Here is a 20,604-nt window from a genome sequence, read left to right as displayed (position 1 = left end):
CTGACTAACAAGAGACGCATATGTTCCCTAATTGGCAATTATCCATTATTAGTATTGGTTATATATGTCTATTATTTTTAATTGCCTATTTAGGTGATAAGTATCGCCATAAAATTGTTAAAAAAAGTCAGGCAATTATTTATGCGTTAACGTTAGGGGTTTACTGTACTTCTTGGAGTTTTTTGGGTACCACGGGGCAAGCTTCCACTAATTTTCTTTCTCATGTCCCGATTTACCTTGGACCTATTTTACTCTTTGTTTTTGCTTGGCCGTTTATTCAACGAATTATCCGTGTCAGTCTAAAGTTAAATTTAACGTCTGTTGCTGATTTACTGGCCGCACGCTTTGGTAAATCTCATAATCTTGCCATTTTAGTTACATTGGTTGCTTTAATCGGCACCTTGCCATACTTAGCGCTACAGCTTAAGTCTATAGTCTATTCGTTTCAGCAGCTTCAAGCAGATACTGTTTTCAGTACTTGGCGTTTCGGGTTAGTGGTTAGCTTTATATTGGCGGGGTTTACCATTGTTTTCGGTATCCGAAATATTGATGTAACTGAACGTCACCCTGGCGTTATGCTTGCCATCGCTTTTGAGAGCCTTGTAAAACTATTGGCTTTCCTTGCGGTTGGAATATTCGTAACTTTTTTCTTATTTGATTCACCACATGTTATTTGGGAGCAATCAGGCGCGGATCGCCAGTTATATCACAATACTAATCTTTCGAATATTCTATCAATGTCTGCGATGCTAGTGATTGTTATGGCGGCTTTTTTATCATTACCGAGACAGTTTCAAGTGATGGTAGTGGAGTTAAAAGATCAAAAAGATACTTGGTTAGGGCGTCGTGTTTTTCCTTTATATTTATTGGTGTTTGCTTTGTTTGCTGCCCCTCTTGGGTTGGCGGGCGATATGCTGCTTGGCGATACTGTCCCTGCCGATGCTTATGTATTATTTTTACCCTGGTCACAGCAACAGACGTGGTTAACATTAGTGGCATTTATTGGGGCCATTTCAGCGGCTAGTTCTATGGTAATTATTTCATCAATAGCATTAAGTACGATGCTGAGTAATGAAATTGTGTTTCCAATGTTGTTTAGGTCTCATAAAGCCAACACCACTAATTACGATCACTTTCGCTCACGTTTACTTTATATTCGTAAGTTCTTAGTTCTTATTGTTATTTTATTAGGTTACGGTGTTTTTTTGATGGCATCGCCTGATACCCTTAGCTCACTAGGAGAAGTGGCTTTTGGTGCATTTGCCCAGTTAACACCTGCATTAATTGCAGCATTTTATTGGCGTCGTTCTACATTAACTGGGGTTTATGGGGGAATTTTAGTTGGTTTTATGCTGTGGCTTATCTTAAATTTTTTACCGCAATTTGGTCTATACCAACAACCGTTTAATGATGGATTGTTACCAGCAACGAGTATTTCAAGCTTGGTAAGCTTAGCTTCTAACGTTTTTGTTATGTGGGCATTATCACAAATAAGTCGACAAAGTGTACAAGAGCGAGTTCAAGCATCACTATTTTTAGAATGGCAAACGCCTAAAGTATTAACCTCTCAAATTAATCGTCATATTGATTATCGAGAATTAGAATTATTAGTTTCTCGATTTGTTGGAGTTAAAAAAGCGAAAAACAGTTTCGCGAAGTTTCAACGTAATACCATTAGAAAACAGCTTGGTAACGTTCCCTATAACCAAATGTTGTTACAGCATACAGAAAATACCTTGGCAAGTGTTATGGGATCGTCTAGTGCTCGCTTGGTATTGTCGTCGGCTATTGATGGCCGAGATATCGCAATAGACGAAATAGCGTTATTAGTAGAAGAAGCATCAAGTCAAAAGTTACAGTATAGTGAACACTTACTTCAAAGTGCGATTGAAAATGCCAGTGAGGGTATCTCGATTGTAGATCACGAACTTAATTTGGTTGCTTGGAATAAAAAATACCTCGATATATTTAAGTACCCTGATGAATTAATTTATAAAGGCTGCCCAATTGAAAAACTAATTCGATTTAACATTGCAAGAGGCTTAGTCGGTGAGGGCGATATTGAACAACAAGTGAGTAAGCGGTTGCATTATTTACGTAATGGTAGTCCACATAGCTCGGAACGTGTACATGATGATGGTAAAGTTATTCGCATAGAAGGTAACCCATTACCAGGTGGCGGTTTTGTTATGTTGTTTTCTGATATCACGGCTTATCGGCAAGCTGAAAAAGTATTAAAAGAAACTAATGTCGATCTGGAAACCATTATTCAAGAGCGTACTCAAAAATTAGAACAAACCAATGAGGCGTTAGCAATAGCCAGAGAAAGAGCAGAACAAGCACATGTTAAAAAAAGTTTATACTTAAAAGCTTGTTCACATGACTTAATGCAACCATTAGAAGCTGCCCGTTTATTTACTTCGGCGTTGTCTAGCCAAGATAATCTAAATGATGATCAAAAACGACAAGTGTCAAATATCGACCGCTCATTGAAAGTGGCTAATGATTTGTTGTCGGAGTTAGGAGAAATAGCTCGTATTGAAAGTGGTAATATTAAGCCACAATTTACGTCTTTTTCACTAAATGAATTATTTAAAGATCTAGCACAAGAGTTTTCTGCCTCTGCAATTGAACATAAAGTTAAATTTAAAGTGTCGTCCACTAAACATTGGATACGTTCAGATCGAGGCTTACTTCGTAGAATTTTACAGAATCTTATTGCTAATGCTTTTCGTTATGCCAGTCCTGGCACCGTTTTATTAACGTCAAGAGCGCTCAATAATAATGTAGATATTTATGTATTAGATAATGGCCCTGGTATTCCGGTAGATAAGCAAGTAGTAGTATTTGAACAGTTTATCCAGCTTAATAACACTCAAGTTAATGGTGGGCGCGGATTAGGACTTGGTTTAAATATTACTCAAAGTTTAAGTCAGTTATTAGGTCATAAATTGGGGCTAAAATCAGAAAATAATCAAGGTTGTAAATTTAGCGTTTCGGTTGAAAAATCAAAACCCCAGTTTAAATTAGCCATTGAAAAACCCGCAGCTAAAGTTGGCTTAAAGGGGGTAACTGTGATGTGTATTGACAATGATCAAGATGTCCTCAGTGGCATGATAGAGTTATTAGGAGCATGGCAGTGTAATGTCATTTCGGCAGAGTCATTTCAACAAGCACAACAGTTGTTTAATGATCATATTGATGAAATTGAAATATTACTTGTGGATTATCAGTTGGATAACGATCACAACGGACTAAATTTAATCGAGTTAATGCGTAAGCAATGTAATCATTATCTTCCTGCTATATTAATTACAGCAACGACAGACCCTGATATTGAGCAAAAAACAGATGAAGCTGATGTTGGTTATATGCGTAAACTAGTTAAACCAGCGGCATTAAGAGCGATGATGGGAGCGATGCTAGCGCAAAAATTACAGGCAAAATACTCGACGATAGATTAAATTAATTATAGGGGCTCTCTGGCGTACTAACATAATTAAATATTAAACTTATCAACAGATTGATCTAGCTTTTGCGCTAAGCCGGCTACTTGTTCACTGTATGACAAAGTGGCAAGGGATTTATCATTACTGTGCTGGCTTAACTCAACTACATCTTTTATGTTGTCATTAATTTGATTACTTAACGAATTTTGTTCAGTGGTTGATTCGGCAATATTTAAGCTCGTTAAGTGCATTTGTTCAATGGCACTATTGATGAGTAATAGGGTTTCTAAAAGTTTATCTGTATATTCTTTACAGTTGTTAGCTTCAGATTTACCTTCACTTAAATCTATAACCGCCTTTTTGGTTTGTGTTTGCAAAGAGGTGATCATATTATTTATTTCAGCGGTAGACTCTTGAGTACGACTTGCAAGCATTCTAACTTCGTCGGCTACAACAGCAAAACCTCTCCCTGATTCGCCAGCACGAGCTGCTTCAATTGCGGCGTTTAATGCCAACAAGTTTGTTTGATCAGCAATGCTTTGAATTGTCTCAATAATACCACCAATATTGTCTGATTCTTGCTGTAAAGTAGCCATTAAATTACTGGTGGCATCAAGCTCATTAACTAAAGTAGAAATGCGAGTATTGGTTTTATTGGCAATATCTTTTAAATCATCGCTTTGAGATAATGCGTCATTCATTTGTTGTTCAGCGGTTTTAGCTTGTGCTAATACATGGTTAGCATTTTGACTTAGTTGGTTTGTTACCGTTGTCATTTCTGTGACTGTTTGCTGTTGACGTTTTATTGATGCCACTACTTCAGCAATTTCTGTGCTTGAAAGCTCGGCAGCATTATTTAGTAAATGAGAGTTACTACTAATCTCCCCAACCAACGAACGTAAGTGAGCAACGACTAAATTCACATTTTTTGATAGTTCGCCATATTCATCATCAGAAGAAACGGTTAATTGGTGGGATAAATCACCTTTAGCAATATAGGAGAGTATTTTATTAATGCGTGCTAACGGAGTGCTCATTGAGCGTACTGTGAAATAAGAAATAATCGAGCTAACAATAATAATAATTGTTAAGAGTGCCCAGCTGGTTGTTTGTCCTTGATTGATATCGTTAAATATTCCATTTTGTAATTGACTGACTTTGTTATCAAACGCTTCTCTTATTTTATCAATACTATCGATAGAGATCTCAGCTTGTTGATCTGAGGTTATTAATAAGGTGTTTAATGCTTGTATTTGCTCCAGCTGCTCCATTTTTACAGCGAAAATATTATCTTTTACAAGTAAATCGGATTTTAGTTGTTCAAACTCTATTGATATGTTGTTGACAGTTTCTGAGCTAAAATGATCTTTGACTATACGTTTTAAGAAATCAAAAAGGGGCGTAGTGTTGTTTAAACCAACTTCCAAGGTATCTTTAACACTAGAAGCTTCTTCAAAGCTAACTATATCAACTAAGTTTGTAATAGTTTCTCCCATATTCATGACATAGCTTTCTATGGGGACGGAAGCTGATGATATTTGTGCTAACAAATCTTCATTATCATCCTCAATATAAGAGAGATCGACCAACTTATCTTCAACACTGCGAAAACGTGCTGTGAGCTGAGTTTGCATATCACTTAACTGGGCGTATTGCTCTAGTACAAATTTTTTCTTGGCAAACATAGTCGTAACAGTTGCCAAATAAGGAGAATAAAGCTCATTAAATTCTTTTATAAATACTGATTCTTTTTGTTTAGAAAACAAGTTTTCTATTTCTTTTACTTGCTGGTTTAGCTGTGTATGCTCTTCATTAAATTTCTGTTTTATAATATTTAACTGTTCTAAGTTAGTTGTGAGGGGAATACTAGAAGACAACTTAGCTTGCTTTAATAAAGAAATTTGCACTTTACTACTGATATGTTGAACAGGTATTGCAAAGTCTGCTACTTGATTAGTAGCATTCTTAATGTCACTTAATATACGAATAGCGCTTATGCTAGTAATAAATAGTAAAAGCGATATAACTGTAAAGCCTAGAATGACTTTATGAGTTACTTTTAAGTTCATGAATCGTTCTAACTTTGGAAGAATACGCTAAAAGACAGTATATTTAACCAAAATTATGCCCCTCTTATGCTTTGAATATTATTTTTATAATGGTGTAAGTTTTTTTATATCCAGTTTAACCATAGCGAGTAACTATTAATATTACAACATGACATTGACAATAGTTAATGTTTTGAAACCTTTTATAGGATTAGTTGTAATGTATTAATTTTATGATCTATAAAGCGACAGTTGGTTTCAAATATAGAGTTTATTCGTCAGAAAAGCTTGATTCAGAAATATCTAATTGACCAATTGCAATAACTGCTTGCGTTCGGTTTCGTACATTTAACTTACGAAAAATGGCAGTTGCATGTGCTTTAATTGTTGCTTCTGAGACATTCAGATCATAGGCAATTTGTTTATTAAGCATACCTTGAGCGAACATCATTAGTATTTTATATTGCTGCTGTGTCAGACTCGCTACCCTTTCGGCAATGTTACTATTTTCACTACTGTCTTGTTGGGCTTGGAAATATTCAGGCACCCATATATCTCCAGCTAATACATGTTGTATAGCGGTAAATATGGTTACTACTGGAGTTGATTTAGGGACAAAGCCTGACGCACCGTATTCCATTGCTTTGGCTATTGTTTCTTGGTCTTCATGCGCAGAAACAACTACGACAGGAATTTGTGGGAAATGATTACGCACGTGAATTAAAGTGTTAAAGCCGTGAGCACCCGGTATATTTAAATCGAGTAACAAGAGGTCAGCATCATTGTTCGTTGTTAGCTGCTGTTCTAATTCTTCGATTGTTTGTGCTTCTACCCAACATGTTTCGGTTAATTGTACTTTTAATGTATCTAATAGCGCTTGACGAAATAGAGGGTGATCATCAGCTATTATAATTTTTTCTGGCTGGATCATAGTGTTCTTCTCAAAATTACAAACAGCATAGAGTATACCTAAAATAATATAAAATGTTCACTAATCAAACGACTAATGAACATTTTAATTAATTTTTAGAGTCTACATCATTTTTTGGGTATTTCTTTTAAAACGGCAACAAGTAACTGCCAATAGAGTTCAACAGTTGATATTTCTACTTTTTCGTCTGGTGAGTGAGGGAATTTAATGGTTGGGCCAAATGACACCATATCCCAATGTGGGTAGGCTGATTTAAATAAGCCACACTCTAGCCCAGCATGAATCACCATTACTTCTGGAACTTTACCAAAGAGTTGCTGATAAGTGTTACGCACTATCGCCATAATCGGAGATTGGGTATTGGGTTTCCAACCTGGGTAAGCTCCTGAAAACTCAATTTTAGCTTTCGCTAATTTAAATACAGATTCAACCATTGTTTGAGTAGCAAGGCGGCCATCGTCATGTAAACTTCTGATTAACGTCAATGTTTCAAACTTAGTACCTTTAGTTCGCATTACGCCTAAATTTAATGAGGATTCTACGATGCCTTCAATGTCATCACTCATGCGTATGACACCATTGGGGCAAGCATTTAAAGCACGTAAAATAGTCATTTGACAATGTTTACTCCAACATTGATCAAATGTTTCAGGTGACATAAGCAACATTTCGATATCAGGTTCAACGGCATGTAAGTTTTGTTTAATTGTTGCGAGATACACCTCTAAAGTGCGTTTAAATGCTTCTACATCTTTAGTTGCAATGACAAAACTTGAATCAGCTTCCCTTGGGATAGCATTACGTAAGCTGCCGCCTGATAGATCTGTTAATTGCATGTCGAATTGTTCACAGGCAGATAACAAGAAACGTGCAAGTAATTGGCAAGCATTACCTCTACCTAAGTGAATGTCTACTCCAGAGTGACCACCTTTTAACCCTGATAAATTTAAATTAAAAGCTTGTTGGCTCTTGGGGACATCTTGATACTCAATCTCGAAGCTAGCTGTACCATCGATACCGCCAGCACACCCCATATAAATTTCACCTTCTTGTTCAGAATCGGTATTAATTAAAATATCACCTGTAAACCAACCCGCTTGCAAACCGAATGCACCGCTCATTCCAGCTTCTTCATCAATAGTGATAAGTACTTCTAATGGGCCGTGTTCAATGTCGTCACTTGCCAGTATAGCGAGAGTTGAAGCGAGTCCTATACCGTTATCAGCACCTAATGTAGTGCCTTGCGCTTTTACCCAATCTCCATCTATATAGGCTTTAATAGGGTCGGTAATAAAATTATGAACGGTATTAGTGTTTTTTTGCGGTACCATATCCATGTGCGCCTGTAATATTACGCCTTTTCGATCTTCAAAACCTGAAGTTGCAGGCTTTGCTATGCGTAAATTACCGATACTATCTTCACTAACATCCAGTCCGAGGTTTTTGGCCCAAGTTTGCAGCCATAGAGAAATTTTTTGTTCGTGTTTTGATGGTCGTGGAATAGCACAAATTTGCTCAAAAAGTTGCCATAAAAGTGTTGGTTTTAATTGCGATAGGGTGGTCAAAGAGTCATCCTTTATTATTGTTATGTCGAGTGATATTTAAAATTGTACGTAATTATTTTTTATATAATAACGAAAGATAAGATTAAACGCATGTCTATGGGAAAAGTTAATGTGTTGAGAGTGTATGCTATCCCTGACAGAGATAGCATATATAGATGTATTTTGAAGTAAAAACTATTTGCTTGCCATTAAAAATTGCCATTGATCATTAAAGTTTTCACTAGGCTTTTTGGTAAAACCTGAGCGAACATATTGACCGATTTTTCCTTCGGCAAAAGCAACTAGAATATTAGCTAGTGGTTGTTCAGCTATGGAAAAGCTTTTGCCTTCACGTAGTTTACGTTCGCGTAGTATTTGCTTAAATTGAGATTCTAGCTTATCAAAAAATTGATTAACTCTAGCGCGTAAGCGTTCATTTTCGCCCATTAAAGCGTCACCAGATAATATTCGGCACATACCAGGATTACGCTCAGCAAATACAAGTAAAACATGCAAAATATGATGACATCTAACCAACGCTTCTTTATGGTCTGATAGTATTATATTTACACGTGAAAATGTTGATTCTTCAATAAATTCAATTAATCCTTCAAACATGCGTGCTTTAGATGGGAAGTGGCGATATAACGCAGCTTCTGAAACACCTACTTCGGCGGCAAGCTTGGCCGTTGTTATGCGCTCACCTGGACTACTTTGTAGCATTAACGCTAAACATTCTAATATTTGTTGCTTACGGTTGGGTTTTGGATTAACCGACATAAATAGTGTTCTCTAATACGTGTTATTGGCTGAAAAATAGCTTGGTTATAAAGGCATTGTATCTTGTTATTTATTGCTTTTCATCTCGTTGTTGTGCAATTAACGCAACTAATTGTTGAGCTACATCAGACTTGCTTGCTAAAGGTAACTCGAACTTTTTATTATAACTAAAAACGGTTAACGCATTATTATCACTGTTGAAACCTTGACCATTTTTAGCGACATCGTTTGCGGCTATTAAATCGAGATTTTTCCGTTTTAATTTATCTTTAGCGTAATGTTCAATATCTTGTGTTTCGGCAGCAAAACCAACAGTAAATGGTTTGTTAGCTAATGCGGCAACGTCAGCAACAATGTCGGGGTTTTTAACCAAGTTGATTTGCATGGTTTCCGCTGATTTTTTAATTTTTTGTGCTGAAACTTCAGCTATCTTGTAATCAGCAACGGCGGCACAAGCGATAAAAACATCAGTGTTTTCAACCTGAGTCATGACTTGTTGGTGCATATTTTCTGCACTACTGACATTAATTCTGTTCACACCACTCGGTGTACTTAAAGTCACAGGCCCCGAGACTAATGTAACGGTAGCACCAGCATTAACAGCCGCTTGTGCAATAGCGTAGCCCATCTTTCCAGAACTATGGTTTGAAATATATCGCACAGGATCTATGGCTTCTCTTGTTGGACCTGCCGTGATAAGCCAATGCTGGCCAGTTAATAGCTTAGATTGCGTATTTTTTTGAAAGTGCTGGCAAGTTAACTCAACAAGATCATCAACTTCCAACATGCGACCTAAACCAACATCGCCACATGCTTGTTCACCTTTGCCTGGCCCCCAAATTTCAGTCCCACGTTTGCCTAGTTGAGTAATATTTTCTTGTGTAATTTGAGCATGCCACATTTGTTGATTCATTGCTGGAGCAATAGCAATTTTTGACGAAGTGGCTAAACAAATAGTGGTTAATAGATCATTGGCCATGCCTACAGTTATGCGAGCAATCGCATCAGCAGTAGCGGGTGCGATAATAATCAAATCAGCCCATTTTGCTAGCTCAATGTGGCCCATTGCTAATTCAGCTTGTGTATCAAGTAAGCTATCAGAGACAGCATTAGCGGAAACGGCTTGTAATGTTAGCGGGGTGATAAATGCTTTTGCACCTTCTGTCATAACGACTCTGACATTTGCGCCTTGATCTTTTAATCGCCTGACAAGCTCTGGAGTTTTGTAGGCTGCAATTCCACCGGTAATACCTAGTACTAAATTTTTTCCCTGAAGAATACTCATTAACTGCTAATCTTATTAATGTTTGGCGATACGATACCACCAAATAATAATAATTTGAATTTTTTACAAGGAAGTAGTTATGTTAAAAGATTGGCCTGAGCAAGAAAAACCTAGAGAAAAGCTTCTTAATTTAGGGGCAAAAAGTTTAAGCGATGCCGAGTTGTTAGCGATTTTTTTACGTACAGGAGTTAAAGGGTGTCATGTTGTTGATTTAGCGAGAAAGTTACTACAAACCTTCGGAAGCATTGGGGCGATCTATCAAGCGGATAAAGATGCTTTTTGTCAAGTTAACGGTTTAGGTATTGCTAAATATGTACAGCTACAAGCTTGTCTTGAGCTCAGTAAGCGTTATTTTGCTGAAGAGCTAACTCTTGGGCATGAATTGACGTCTTCACAAGCAAGTAAAAATTTTCTAATGGCCGAACTTAGGCATGAAACACGAGAAGTGTTTTCAATGTTGCTATTAAATAATCAACATCAAGTCATTACGTTTGAAAGGCTTTTTCAAGGTACGGTTAATGCGGCGGCTGTTTATCCAAGAATTGTTATTGAACAAGTACTTAAACATGGTGCTAATGCTGTTATTTTTGCTCATAATCATCCTTCTGGCATCGCTGAACCGAGTTTAGCTGACAAACAAATTACACAACGCCTGAAACAAGCATTAGCATTAATTGATGTAAACGTGCTCGATCATATGATTATTGCGAATCATCATTGTTATTCATTTGCAGAACACGGCATTCTTTAATGAAAATAGTTGCAACTATGTGCAATGACAGTTAATTTTATAAAATCAGAAGCAGGATGTAAGGATTAACTGATGACAGATGATGAGCAAGAACTAGAAAATGAAGAGCGTAGACAGTCATTTCGATTAGATATGGAAAAAGAGATTATTGATATTGTTTGGTTAAACGCACAAGGACAACAATCAGTAAAAAAAATAGCCTGTTTAGACTTTTCGCGTGGTGGTCTTAAATTAGATTGTGATCAACCGATTGAAATACGCACACAGGTAACCGTCATTTTTAAAGCCGCAGATCCTCGTAGTCAAAAGTTAACGGGACGTGTGATACGCTGTATTAAACAAGAAAATGGCTGGTATGAAATCGCATTGAAATTTGATGAATAGTGATTTGACGCGAATAACGTGTTTATGAACTATACTTAATGATCGTTGCAATGATACTCAAGGATAACCTTGGGTTGTTTTGGGTAAGTATTTAAGTAGTACAAGAAGGAAATGGCAATATGATGATTTTAGTAGGTGGAGAGAAAGGTGGTAGTGGTAAAAGCTGTCTTGCTCAAAATCTTGCCGTATATTTTGCTCGCGATAAACAGGCAATAGTTTTAATGGTTGATTGTGATCCGCAACGAACAACTTCTGATTGGATTCAAGCACGAAATGCCGATCCAACATTACCAGCAATTAATTGTATCCAACTATATGGCAAAATTCGCAACGATTTACTAAGTTTAAACCAACATTATGATTATGTAGTGGTTGATTGTGGCGGTCAGGATAATCTAGCGTTACGCGCTGCAATGTCTGTAGCGGACCATGTTATTATTCCGTTACGACCTAAGCGCAGAGACTTAAAAACCGTTCCTCATATGGAAGATATGTTAAGTACGTGTAAAATGGTTAACCCTAAAATGCTTGCTTCATTTGTTATTACACAGTGCCCATCATTGCCTAATCAAGCAGGTCGTATAATTGAAGCTAAAGAAGTGTGTAGCTCCTATGGAATTAATGTATTAGAGGCCGTTACTTATAGTAGAAATGTTTATGATGATAGTGAAGAAAGTGGTTCTTCAGTGTTAGAAAGTGATCCTGCAAGTAAAGCTGCTGAAGAAATGAAAGCAATAGCTGAAGAGTTATTAGCAATGAAACCGGACGACTCGCATGAGTTTAAGTGATTTAAAAAAGTCTAACAAAGGTAAAACACAGAAAAAACAGTTTACTGTTGATGAATTTATTGCGGATGCTGAAAATTACGCTAAAGGTGCTCCTGAAATAGTAAGCGGCGAAAAGTCGCAAACGTTAGGCTTAAAAGAAGCGATAGCTGCAGCCAAACAATTTGAAGTAAAACAGAGGGAAGAACGAAGAAAAACCAATAGCAAACCATTCCGCCATGCAACTTTTACTTTGAGTGAGCAGGCGATAGAGCAATTACAAGCATTAGCGGTTGATAGTAATCTTGCTAAATCTCGTATTATTAGAATCCTCATTGATGAACTTTGTAATGCAGAGCAACAAGAAAAAATAAATAAGTTACTCGCATCAGATATAGACTAATTATGTTTAAAGCATGGTCACTTTGTTTGTTTTTACAACAAAAAGCTTGTTTTCTATTACTTTAATAGTGCCACAAATAAAGATAAGTTATTGATAAATATTGTGTTAATAAACTTATATAACAGATTGATGATAAAAACTAGATTTAACTAACTAGTTTCTCTATAATATGCCACCTTTTTCAGGATCCCGGGGCGACGGTCTTGGGGAAATAAAGCTCGAGCTGAAATTAATTTTGGAGTACTCATATGTCTAAAGTTTGCCAAGTAACAGGCAAAAAACCAGTCGTAGGGAACAACCGTTCTCACGCAAGAAACGCAACACGTCGTCGTTTCTTACCAAACCTTCAATCTCACCGTTTTTGGGTTGAGAGTGAAAACCGTTTCGTTAAATTACGTTTAACTCCGAAAGGAATGCGTATTATCGATAAAAAAGGTATCGATGCAGTATTAACTGACATTCGTGCCCGTGGCGAAAAAGTTTAAGGAACCATCATGCGTGATAAAATTCGTTTAGTTTCAAGTGCTGGTACAGGTCATTTTTATACTACTGATAAGAATAAAAAGACTATGCCTGAAAAGATGGAGATCAAAAAGTTTGATCCTAGAATCCGTCAACACGTAGTTTACAAAGAAGCTAAAATTAAGTAGTTTTAGTTTTTCATATTATAAAAAGCTCAGCAAATGCTGAGCTTTTTTTTATCTGTATTTTGATCCGTCCTAAATAAGGTTGACACTTTTCTAGCTATAAATTGGAGAGTGTTATCAAATGAAATTACATTTGTTTGTATAATCTTTTATCATGGCGTTATGTTATTAGTTATTCATTATAGTCTTTATGATTAAATTATCTCGTTCGGGTTGGAATAATGTCATTATTTTTTCGATAATGGGGTTTATTTTATTAATTAATGCAACTCATAAAAATGTTTTTACAAGTAAAGAAGAGCAATCAGGTGAACAATTTGTTTTAGGTGCTGATGCGGTCATCCTGACGTTGCGAATTAATAATGAATTATCTATTGAGCGTGTTGGTCGAAATTGGCGAGCAACACCTGAACGCATTTCAGGACAAGCACTGACACAAATGATGCGTTCATGGCAGCAACTTGAAGGCCAAGTGGTAAATGAGCCTGATGGTGTTGATTTGAAACTTGCGCTAGTTATTGAAGTTGAAGTTGCAGATTCTCTAGAAATAATAAACGTAAGTTTAATTGCAACAGACTACGAGTTATTGATGTTTAATCATGTGACAAAATTGTGGTTTTCTTTACCTTTGGAGTTATATTCTCAACTTTTTCCTGACGCTGTTTTTTCTTAATACTTTTGTGAGTAAAAATAATGAATAAATGTGCTATTTTAACCATGGATTGTTTGGATGGTTTTGAAACTTATGATCAGTTAATAGAATTGCCTCTGGCGGATCTTGGTTGGAATATTGAGATGGTTTCTTGGCGAAAAAGCAATGTTGAATGGTCGAAGTATAATGCTGTCATCATTCGCTCTCCATGGGATTACCAAGAAGATTCAACTGCTTTTTTAAAAGTATTAGAGGCTATTGAATCTTCAAGCGCACATTTGGAAAATAGTTTAGACATTGTAACTTGGAATATTGATAAACAATATCTGCAAGATTTACAAAAACAAAATATATTAATTGTTCCAACAGCTTGGTATGAGCGACTTATTCAACATAAGTTAAGTGCTGATGACATACTGAGTTATTTTGAGATATTTAATCAAGATCAGATTGTTATTAAACCACGTATTAGCGCAAATGCGGATAATACATTTTGTTTAAATAGAACTAATATTAATGAGAGTATTGATGCTATAAACAATGCCTTTAAAACACGCGATTACATGGTACAACCTTTTGTTGAGTGTGTGCTTAGTGAAGGTGAATTTTCACTTTTTTATTTTAATGGGCACTATAGTCATACTATCTTGAAAACACCTAAAGCTAATGATTTTAGAGTGCAAGAAGAACATGGCGGTCAAATAATGTCGGTAACACCTGAAAATGCATTGATCGAACGTGCGGATAATACTATTAAGGCTATTGCCTCATTACATCAAATGCCATTGTATGCCCGAGTTGATTTTGTACGTTATAAAAATGGTTTTGCATTAATGGAAGCGGAGCTTATTGAGCCGTCATTATATTTTAACATGGATAATGAATCACCAAGACGCTTTGCTAAAGCATTCGTTGAACGTATGCATTATCTTACTTTATAAAACAGTACATTATAAAATTAAACCTTCAATATATTTAAACCTAAAAGTAAATTAGTATTATGCCAGAGTTACCTGAAGTAGAAGTGTGCCGCCAAGGTATTAGTCCGCATTTGTGTGGCAATACCGTCACTGATGTTATTATTCGTCATAAACAACTTCGTTGGCCGGTGTCTGATGAGATTAATAAAATTAAAGGTGATAACTTACTTTCTGTAGAACGCCGTTCGAAATATTTGTTATTGAGGTTTAAACAAGGGACATTAGTTATTCATCTTGGAATGTCAGGTACTATCCGAGTATTGGATGGATTTCCTGAAATAAAAAAGCATGATCATTTTGACTTAATGTTTAGTAATAATAAATGTTTAAGATTTAACGACCCACGCCGTTTTGGCGCAATTTTATGGTTTGACCAACATGTTGACAAGCAAGGCTTATTAGCGAAATTAGGCCCAGAACCCTTATCTGAAGGTTTTTCAATGGGATATTTGTTTGATAAAGCGAAAAATAAAAAAGTGGCTGTAAAAACTTTTATTATGAATAGTCATATTGTGGTGGGGGTTGGTAATATTTACGCAAATGAGGCTTTGTTTCTTGCCGGAATTTTACCGTTAACACCTGTTAACAAAATAACGAAGGCACGTTTTGACAAACTGACCCAAATAATTAAAGAAGTATTAGCTGCGGCTATTAAACAAGGAGGAACCACCTTAAAAGATTTCACCCAAACAGACGGAAAGCCGGGGTATTTTGCCCAAAAACTTAATGTTTATGGGCGTGCAGGAAAAAAATGTGTGGTTTGCGAAACCATTTTAGAAGAGATTCGCCAATCGAATCGCAGCTCAGTATTTTGCCCTAACTGTCAAGGCTAGTAGTATCTTCATTCGTTGGAACACCAATATTTGCTAGTTCTTTAGCTTGCTCAACAGTTAACGGATAAATAGTTTGAATTCGACAAAGTAAATTAGGGTCTTCGTTCGTAGAGAGAGAATCGTACCTAGCATGTAAATTCCCTTTGCTTGACCGATTAATAATCAAACTTTTGGCAAACTCTAAATTGTAACAATTGCTAGAAGACTCAATAAGATATTTGCGTTTAAATCGACCAGATAAAATTATAAATTTTCGAGATAAAAACTGCCAGCCTGCAAATTGATAGTTTTTTACTTTTTTTAAGTCGGCTATGTTGTTATGTGTAATATATTGCTTATATTCAATATCACGCTCTTCGTAAGTTAATTGATTTTTTTGGCTACAGCTGACAACGAGTAGAAAGGTGATTAGAGTAATTAGATATTTCATCGCGATTTAGTTCCTTATTAATCAGCGTTAATGGCATTAACTTATTTCATCATAGACGACTGAAGTGCTTTTATCAAAGCACTTTTAACTTTTGGGTGAACAAACTGGCTAACATCACCGTGATGTAAAGCAACTTCTTTTACTAAAGTGGATGAGATAAAAGAATTCTCTTCTGCGGGGGTTAGAAATACGCTTTCTAGCTCTGGAGATAAACGTCGGTTCATATTGGTTAACTGAAATTCATACTCAAAATCAGATGCTGTACGTAATCCTCTCAATAACACATTGGCATTAAGTGATGCTGCGAAATCAACTAATAAACCACTAAAGCCAACAACCTTTACATTATCAAGGTGGGCTGTGACGTGTTCAATCATTTGAACTCTTGTGGCTAAATCAAAACAAGGTTTTTTGCTTGGACTCGCGGCAACACCAACAACAACCTCACTAAATAATTTGCTAGCGCGCTCGATAAGATCTGTATGGCCGTTAGTTACGGGATCAAAGGTTCCAGGATAAATTGCTTTCATATGTATAATTATTGAATTAATGAAAATTTAAATGATATTGTAGACAGTTATTCGGCGTAAATCAGTAATAAAAAAGACTTTAGTTCTAAAGTATTTACTCAAAAAGATTTACCCTATTTAAGCTTTGATAGTATGATAAGTGAATAATTAGTCAAAATGGTGGATGAAAACAGAATGAAAACCCGTGATAAAATAATTCAAGCGAGTATCGAGTTATTTAATAAGCAAGGCGAGCGTAATGTTACAACGAATCATATTGCCGCTCATTTGAATATTAGCCCGGGTAATTTGTATTATCATTTTCGTAATAAAGAAGACATTATTTTGTCTATATATGAGGAATATGCAAGAAATCTGTTATTAGATACTTTTCCCAAAGTATCACCTGAAATAAAGCCATTCGACGCTGTCATTCTTTATATGGATGCAGTTTTTCAAGCTCTCATGAAGTTCCGTTTTTTTTACGTAAATCTTCCCGTACTATTAGCTAAGAATCCGGTGTTACGGGAGAAATATGTAGAAGTTCAATACACGATTACCGAACGCTTAACTGAGATGCTAAACGCATTACGCGATGCTGATATGATGATCTTTGATGAAGAAGAATTGCCTGATATTGTTAGCATTTTACGTTTAATTAATACGTTTTGGTTAAGTTTTTATCAAACACAAAATGAAAATGCTGAAATAAACGATTCAGTTTTTTACGGTGGCGTTTTAAAGATTTTAGTGATGATCCGTCCTTATATTACAGACTCTGCTATGGATGACTTTTTAGCTGCACGTAAGATGTATCGTGAGCGTTATAACGAAGCATTGTCACTTGCTTAACATTATTAATTATAAATTATTTACTTAAATATCCCTCCATTAAGATTTTCCAATCATTAAACTGCCAATGAAAACTTGGTAGTTTTTGTTTTTCCTTGTTGAAAGACCGAAGTAGGCGTTTAATATTAGCTTGTTGCCAACTTTTTTGTATTACACGTTGTTCCCCTTGATCAAAATCAATTACCCATACTTTATTGTTTTTATCTATAAGAATGTTGTGGGCATTAAGGTCATGATGATAAATACCATGGCTATGAAAATTTGCGATACATTGGCCAATAGCAAACCATAACGACTCAGGAAGAGGAGCTTTGGTTAATAAAGCTACTAGGTCTTTAGAGTCAATAATGCGACTGGTTAAAATATTTGCATGATAAAAAAAAGCAGAACGGTGTATGGCGTATGCAACAGGCGCAGGTGCCGGTAAGTTTAACTCAACTAAACGATGCAATAATTGGTACTCTTTCGCGGCGCGCGTATGTTTATAACCGGTAAAAAAATAACTATCTTTATTAAATTTACCTATTAAACCACCACGATAATAATGCCTTAACACCCAGTGCTGACTATTATTTTCTACAAAGTAGGTAATACCTCTTCCGTGTGCTTGCCCTTTAACAGCATTTTTCTCTTGCCAATAGTGTGGGGTGAGCATTTTAGGGGTAAAGTTGGTCACTAAATTTGCATCGTAAACAGCATATATATTTTTCTGTTGAAAAACTTTTTGATGACAGTGTTTTACATTTGTCGAAGGGTTCAAGATAATACGCCAATAATGAATTTAATAACTATAACCTATATTGTGGTGATTCAGTGATGCTAGGTCAAATAACTGCGCCAAAAAAATTATGTATTTTACGACTTTCTGCTATTGGCGATGTTTGCCATGCGGTTGCAATGGTGCAAGCTATTCAACGTTATTATCCTGATATTAAAATTACTTGGGTAATTGGTAAAGTAGAAGCGATGTTATTGCAAGGTTTACCTGGGGTTGAGTTTGTTATTTTTGATAAAAAAGCAGGGTTTAAAGGCTATGTAGATTTACATCGAAACCTTAAAGGGCATAAATTTGATGTGCTTTTGCATATGCAGGTGGCTCTAAGATCCAGTTTGGCAAGTTTATGTATATCAGCAAAAGTCAAAATAGGTTTCGATCGCTCTCGTGCTAAAGAAGGGCAATGGCTCTTTACCAATAGTAAGATTGCTGAGCAATCGCATCCACACGTACTTGATGGCTTTATGGGGTTTGCTCAAGCGATAAATGTACCTATACAGCCCCCAAAATGGCAAATGCCAATTGATGACGAAGATATGCTATGGGCAAGTGAGCAATTATTGTCAGACAAACCTATTGCCGTTATTAGTCCAGCAGCTAGCAAAGCTGAACGTAATTGGCATAGTGAAGGTTACGCTAAAGTCGCGGAGCATTTGGATGCATTAGGTTTTAGTGTGGTTATTTGTGGGGGGCCGACCACTCAAGAAAGGTTGTTGGCGGAAGATATTATGTCTAGAGCTTCTATAACAATGACGAATATGGTTGGAAAAACGTCACTGAAGCAATTGCTCGCTGTATTAAAACTAGCGCATTTAGTGATTGCTCCTGATACGGGGCCCGCACATATGGCGGTTACTGTTAATACCCCTGTAATTGGCTTATATGCTCACAGTAATCCACATCGAACCGGGCCGTATAATTATCAGCATTATGTTGTAAGCTGTTATCAAGCAATGGTGCAACAACAATACGGCAAAGTGCTAGCTAAACTTCCTTGGGGGATCCGTGCGAAGGGAGCAGGGTTGATGAACGCTATTACAGTAGAACAAGTTAAAGATAAAATTCGCCAGCTTATTGCTGATAATTATCCTGAATTGAAATAAAGCCATTAATCGCTACTTAATCCATATATCGAGTTGCATGATGGGGTATTAGAATTTGTTGATTAACTCAATTAATTTATCGAGAGAACGCTGACTCGCACCCTGATTAGTTTGTACCACTTGAAATGCATTATTGCCATATTGCTCTGCTATTTCTGGATTATGTAATAGTTTAATTACCTGTTCACATAGCTTTTCATTTATGTTGTTCATGTGGGTAAGCTCAATAATACCTTTCTGCTGTGTTAATTGGAGCATGACTTCTGTAAAGTTATGCATATCTGGTCCTACGATGATAGGCAATTTAAATAATGCGGGCTCTAATGGATTATGCCCACCGATGTTACTAAAACTTCCTCCCATTGTTACAATATTTGCCAAAGAATATGCGGCTAAAAGTTCACCTAAGCTATCGAGTAACCAAATATCAGTATTTGTGTCTATTTTTAACTTTTGGCTTCGTCGAATAGTATTAAAATTCTGCTGACATAATTTCGCAATCGTATCAAACCGCTCAGGATGGCGTGGTACCAGTATAAGAAGAAGATCAGGGCAGGTAATTTTTATCTGCTTAAAAGCAGATAAAATAATATCTTCATCACCTTGATGAGTGCTGGCAACAACCCATACCTTCCTATCGTGATGCAGGAATTGCTTTAGCTCCTTTTGTTTAATTGCAAGGCTAGGGTTAATACTTATGTCATATTTTAAGTTTCCGGAAACACTGGCTTTATTTATGTCAGCGCCAAGCTTAATAAATCGCTCTAGGTTATCCGAACTTTGGCAATATATATGATCAAATGCCGATAAACTTGGTTGAATTAGCCAATTGAGTTTTCGATAACTTTTTACTGACTTTTCAGATAAACGTGCATTTATTAATAATAGTTTTATTTTTTTATGCTTACACTGGGCTAATAAATTGGGCCAAATTTCAGTTTCCATAAAAACCATGGCTTTTGGTTGTAAGGCATTAAGAAAAACAGATGTGCAAGGCCAACAGTCAAAAGGTAAATAGCAGTGTTGTACTCGCTCTGTAAACAGGTTTATAACTTGTGTGGAGCCTGTAGGAGTAAATGTAGTGAAAGTCACGGTTAAACTAGGGTTTTGGTGTAATAACTTTTCAACAAACGGCTTGAGCGCAAGTACTTCCCCAACACTTGATGCGTGAATAATTATAGTGTTTTTTTTAAATGAGGAGTTAACCAAGCCAAACCGCTCGTTTAAGCGCTGACGATAACCAACATTGTTTCTAGAACGAATGATTAAAGCGATCAATACGAAAGGGAGTATACACAGTAGTAAAAAACGATAAAAAAGTAAGGAAATAAATGGACGCACACATAGGAACCATCAATAAATACTGCCGATATTATACCTTATCTACTTGAAGATGCGAGTTTCAGAATATATTAGGTATAATAAAAGAGATTGAGTTGGTTGATACCCTTCTAGCGATATTAGAAAAATTGCGTTACTCTGAT

The 20,604-nt window shown here is 36.2% G+C and carries 21 protein-coding genes; 12 read left to right on the top strand and 9 right to left on the bottom strand.

Annotated elements, in window-relative coordinates:
* The first annotated feature begins 20 nt into the window (after positions 1-20).
* A complete protein-coding gene (locus IE155_RS14250) occupies positions 21-3,464 on the top strand; it encodes a hybrid sensor histidine kinase/response regulator (RefSeq protein WP_189378918.1) in 3,444 nt (1,147 codons plus the stop codon).
* A gap of 35 nt (positions 3,465-3,499) precedes the next feature.
* Here the strand turns inward: IE155_RS14250 and IE155_RS14245 are convergent, their stop codons facing one another.
* The 5 genes from IE155_RS14245 to coaBC form a co-directional block, all read right to left on the bottom strand.
* Positions 3,500-5,518: a HAMP domain-containing methyl-accepting chemotaxis protein gene (locus IE155_RS14245; protein WP_189378917.1), complete on the bottom strand. Its 2,019-nt coding sequence runs from the start codon at positions 5,516-5,518 to the stop codon at positions 3,500-3,502.
* Between the two features lie 250 nt (positions 5,519-5,768).
* Positions 5,769-6,428: a response regulator transcription factor gene (locus IE155_RS14240; RefSeq protein WP_189378916.1), complete on the bottom strand. Its 660-nt coding sequence runs from the start codon at positions 6,426-6,428 to the stop codon at positions 5,769-5,771.
* Positions 6,429-6,535: 107 nt separating this feature from the next.
* Complete coding sequence (locus tag IE155_RS14235) at positions 6,536-7,993, bottom strand: aminoacyl-histidine dipeptidase (protein WP_189378915.1); 1,458 nt, start codon at positions 7,991-7,993, stop codon at positions 6,536-6,538.
* A gap of 174 nt (positions 7,994-8,167) precedes the next feature.
* The gene (gene slmA / locus IE155_RS14230) at positions 8,168-8,752 is read right to left on the bottom strand and encodes a nucleoid occlusion factor SlmA (RefSeq protein WP_189378914.1); all 585 of its coding nucleotides are present in this window, start codon (positions 8,750-8,752) and stop codon (positions 8,168-8,170) included.
* 70 nt (positions 8,753-8,822) lie between these two features.
* The gene (coaBC, locus tag IE155_RS14225; RefSeq protein ID WP_189378913.1) at positions 8,823-10,037 is read right to left on the bottom strand and encodes a bifunctional phosphopantothenoylcysteine decarboxylase/phosphopantothenate--cysteine ligase CoaBC; all 1,215 of its coding nucleotides are present in this window, start codon (positions 10,035-10,037) and stop codon (positions 8,823-8,825) included.
* A gap of 79 nt (positions 10,038-10,116) precedes the next feature.
* Here coaBC and radC point away from each other — a divergent pair, with 79 nt between their 5' ends.
* The 9 genes from radC to mutM all read left to right on the top strand — a co-directional run bounded on the left by radC (position 10,117) and on the right by mutM (position 15,451).
* Positions 10,117-10,788 carry a RadC family protein gene (gene radC / locus IE155_RS14220; RefSeq protein ID WP_189378912.1) on the top strand — a complete coding sequence of 224 codons (672 nt, stop codon included), beginning with the start codon at positions 10,117-10,119 and terminating at the stop codon, positions 10,786-10,788.
* Between the two features lie 72 nt (positions 10,789-10,860).
* Positions 10,861-11,172 (top strand): PilZ domain-containing protein, encoded by a 312-nt coding sequence (locus tag IE155_RS14215; RefSeq protein WP_189378911.1) that lies wholly within the window; start codon positions 10,861-10,863, stop codon positions 11,170-11,172.
* Positions 11,173-11,291: 119 nt separating this feature from the next.
* Positions 11,292-11,960: an AAA family ATPase gene (locus tag IE155_RS14210; RefSeq protein ID WP_189378910.1), complete on the top strand. Its 669-nt coding sequence runs from the start codon at positions 11,292-11,294 to the stop codon at positions 11,958-11,960.
* Complete coding sequence (locus IE155_RS14205) at positions 11,947-12,339, top strand: hypothetical protein (RefSeq protein WP_189378909.1); 393 nt, start codon at positions 11,947-11,949, stop codon at positions 12,337-12,339. The genes IE155_RS14210 and IE155_RS14205 overlap by 14 nt, the downstream gene beginning before the upstream one ends.
* A 248-nt stretch (positions 12,340-12,587) precedes the next feature.
* Positions 12,588-12,824, top strand: a complete 237-nt coding sequence (gene rpmB / locus IE155_RS14200; RefSeq protein WP_159822134.1) for a 50S ribosomal protein L28 — start codon at positions 12,588-12,590, stop codon at positions 12,822-12,824.
* Between the two features lie 9 nt (positions 12,825-12,833).
* Positions 12,834-12,989 carry a 50S ribosomal protein L33 gene (gene rpmG / locus IE155_RS14195; RefSeq protein ID WP_189378908.1) on the top strand — a complete coding sequence of 52 codons (156 nt, stop codon included), beginning with the start codon at positions 12,834-12,836 and terminating at the stop codon, positions 12,987-12,989.
* Positions 12,990-13,176: 187 nt separating this feature from the next.
* Complete coding sequence (locus tag IE155_RS14190) at positions 13,177-13,659, top strand: hypothetical protein (protein ID WP_189378907.1); 483 nt, start codon at positions 13,177-13,179, stop codon at positions 13,657-13,659.
* Between the two features lie 20 nt (positions 13,660-13,679).
* Complete coding sequence (locus IE155_RS14185) at positions 13,680-14,579, top strand: ATP-grasp domain-containing protein (RefSeq protein ID WP_189378906.1); 900 nt, start codon at positions 13,680-13,682, stop codon at positions 14,577-14,579.
* A 59-nt stretch (positions 14,580-14,638) separates the two neighbouring features.
* Positions 14,639-15,451 carry a bifunctional DNA-formamidopyrimidine glycosylase/DNA-(apurinic or apyrimidinic site) lyase gene (gene mutM, locus IE155_RS14180; RefSeq protein WP_189378905.1) on the top strand — a complete coding sequence of 271 codons (813 nt, stop codon included), beginning with the start codon at positions 14,639-14,641 and terminating at the stop codon, positions 15,449-15,451.
* Here the strand turns inward: mutM and IE155_RS14175 are convergent.
* Entirely contained in the window at positions 15,435-15,881 is a 447-nt protein-coding gene (locus IE155_RS14175) for a DUF6491 family protein (protein ID WP_189378904.1), read from the bottom strand. The genes mutM and IE155_RS14175 overlap by 17 nt on opposite strands.
* Positions 15,882-15,922: 41 nt before the next feature.
* Positions 15,923-16,417, bottom strand: a complete 495-nt coding sequence (gene coaD / locus IE155_RS14170; protein ID WP_189378988.1) for a pantetheine-phosphate adenylyltransferase — start codon at positions 16,415-16,417, stop codon at positions 15,923-15,925.
* A gap of 168 nt (positions 16,418-16,585) precedes the next feature.
* On the opposite strand from coaD, the gene IE155_RS14165 reads away from it, so the two are divergent.
* Entirely contained in the window at positions 16,586-17,242 is a 657-nt protein-coding gene (locus tag IE155_RS14165; RefSeq protein WP_189378903.1) for a TetR/AcrR family transcriptional regulator, read from the top strand.
* Positions 17,243-17,258: 16 nt separating this feature from the next.
* On the opposite strand, the gene IE155_RS14160 is transcribed toward IE155_RS14165, so the two are convergent.
* A complete protein-coding gene (locus IE155_RS14160) occupies positions 17,259-18,002 on the bottom strand; it encodes a 3-deoxy-D-manno-octulosonic acid kinase (RefSeq protein ID WP_189378902.1) in 744 nt (247 codons plus the stop codon).
* A 56-nt stretch (positions 18,003-18,058) separates the two neighbouring features.
* On the opposite strand from IE155_RS14160, the gene IE155_RS14155 reads away from it, so the two are divergent.
* A complete protein-coding gene (locus IE155_RS14155) occupies positions 18,059-19,120 on the top strand; it encodes a glycosyltransferase family 9 protein (RefSeq protein WP_189378987.1) in 1,062 nt (353 codons plus the stop codon).
* 48 nt (positions 19,121-19,168) lie between these two features.
* On the opposite strand, the gene waaA is transcribed toward IE155_RS14155, so the two are convergent.
* A complete protein-coding gene (gene waaA / locus IE155_RS14150; RefSeq protein WP_189378901.1) occupies positions 19,169-20,461 on the bottom strand; it encodes a lipid IV(A) 3-deoxy-D-manno-octulosonic acid transferase in 1,293 nt (430 codons plus the stop codon).
* Positions 20,462-20,604 lie beyond the last annotated feature (143 nt).

Source organism: Thalassotalea profundi, assembly GCF_014653195.1.
Classification (GTDB): domain Bacteria; phylum Pseudomonadota; class Gammaproteobacteria; order Enterobacterales; family Alteromonadaceae; genus Thalassotalea_B; species Thalassotalea_B profundi.
This window is presented reverse-complemented; position numbering and strand designations above follow the sequence as displayed.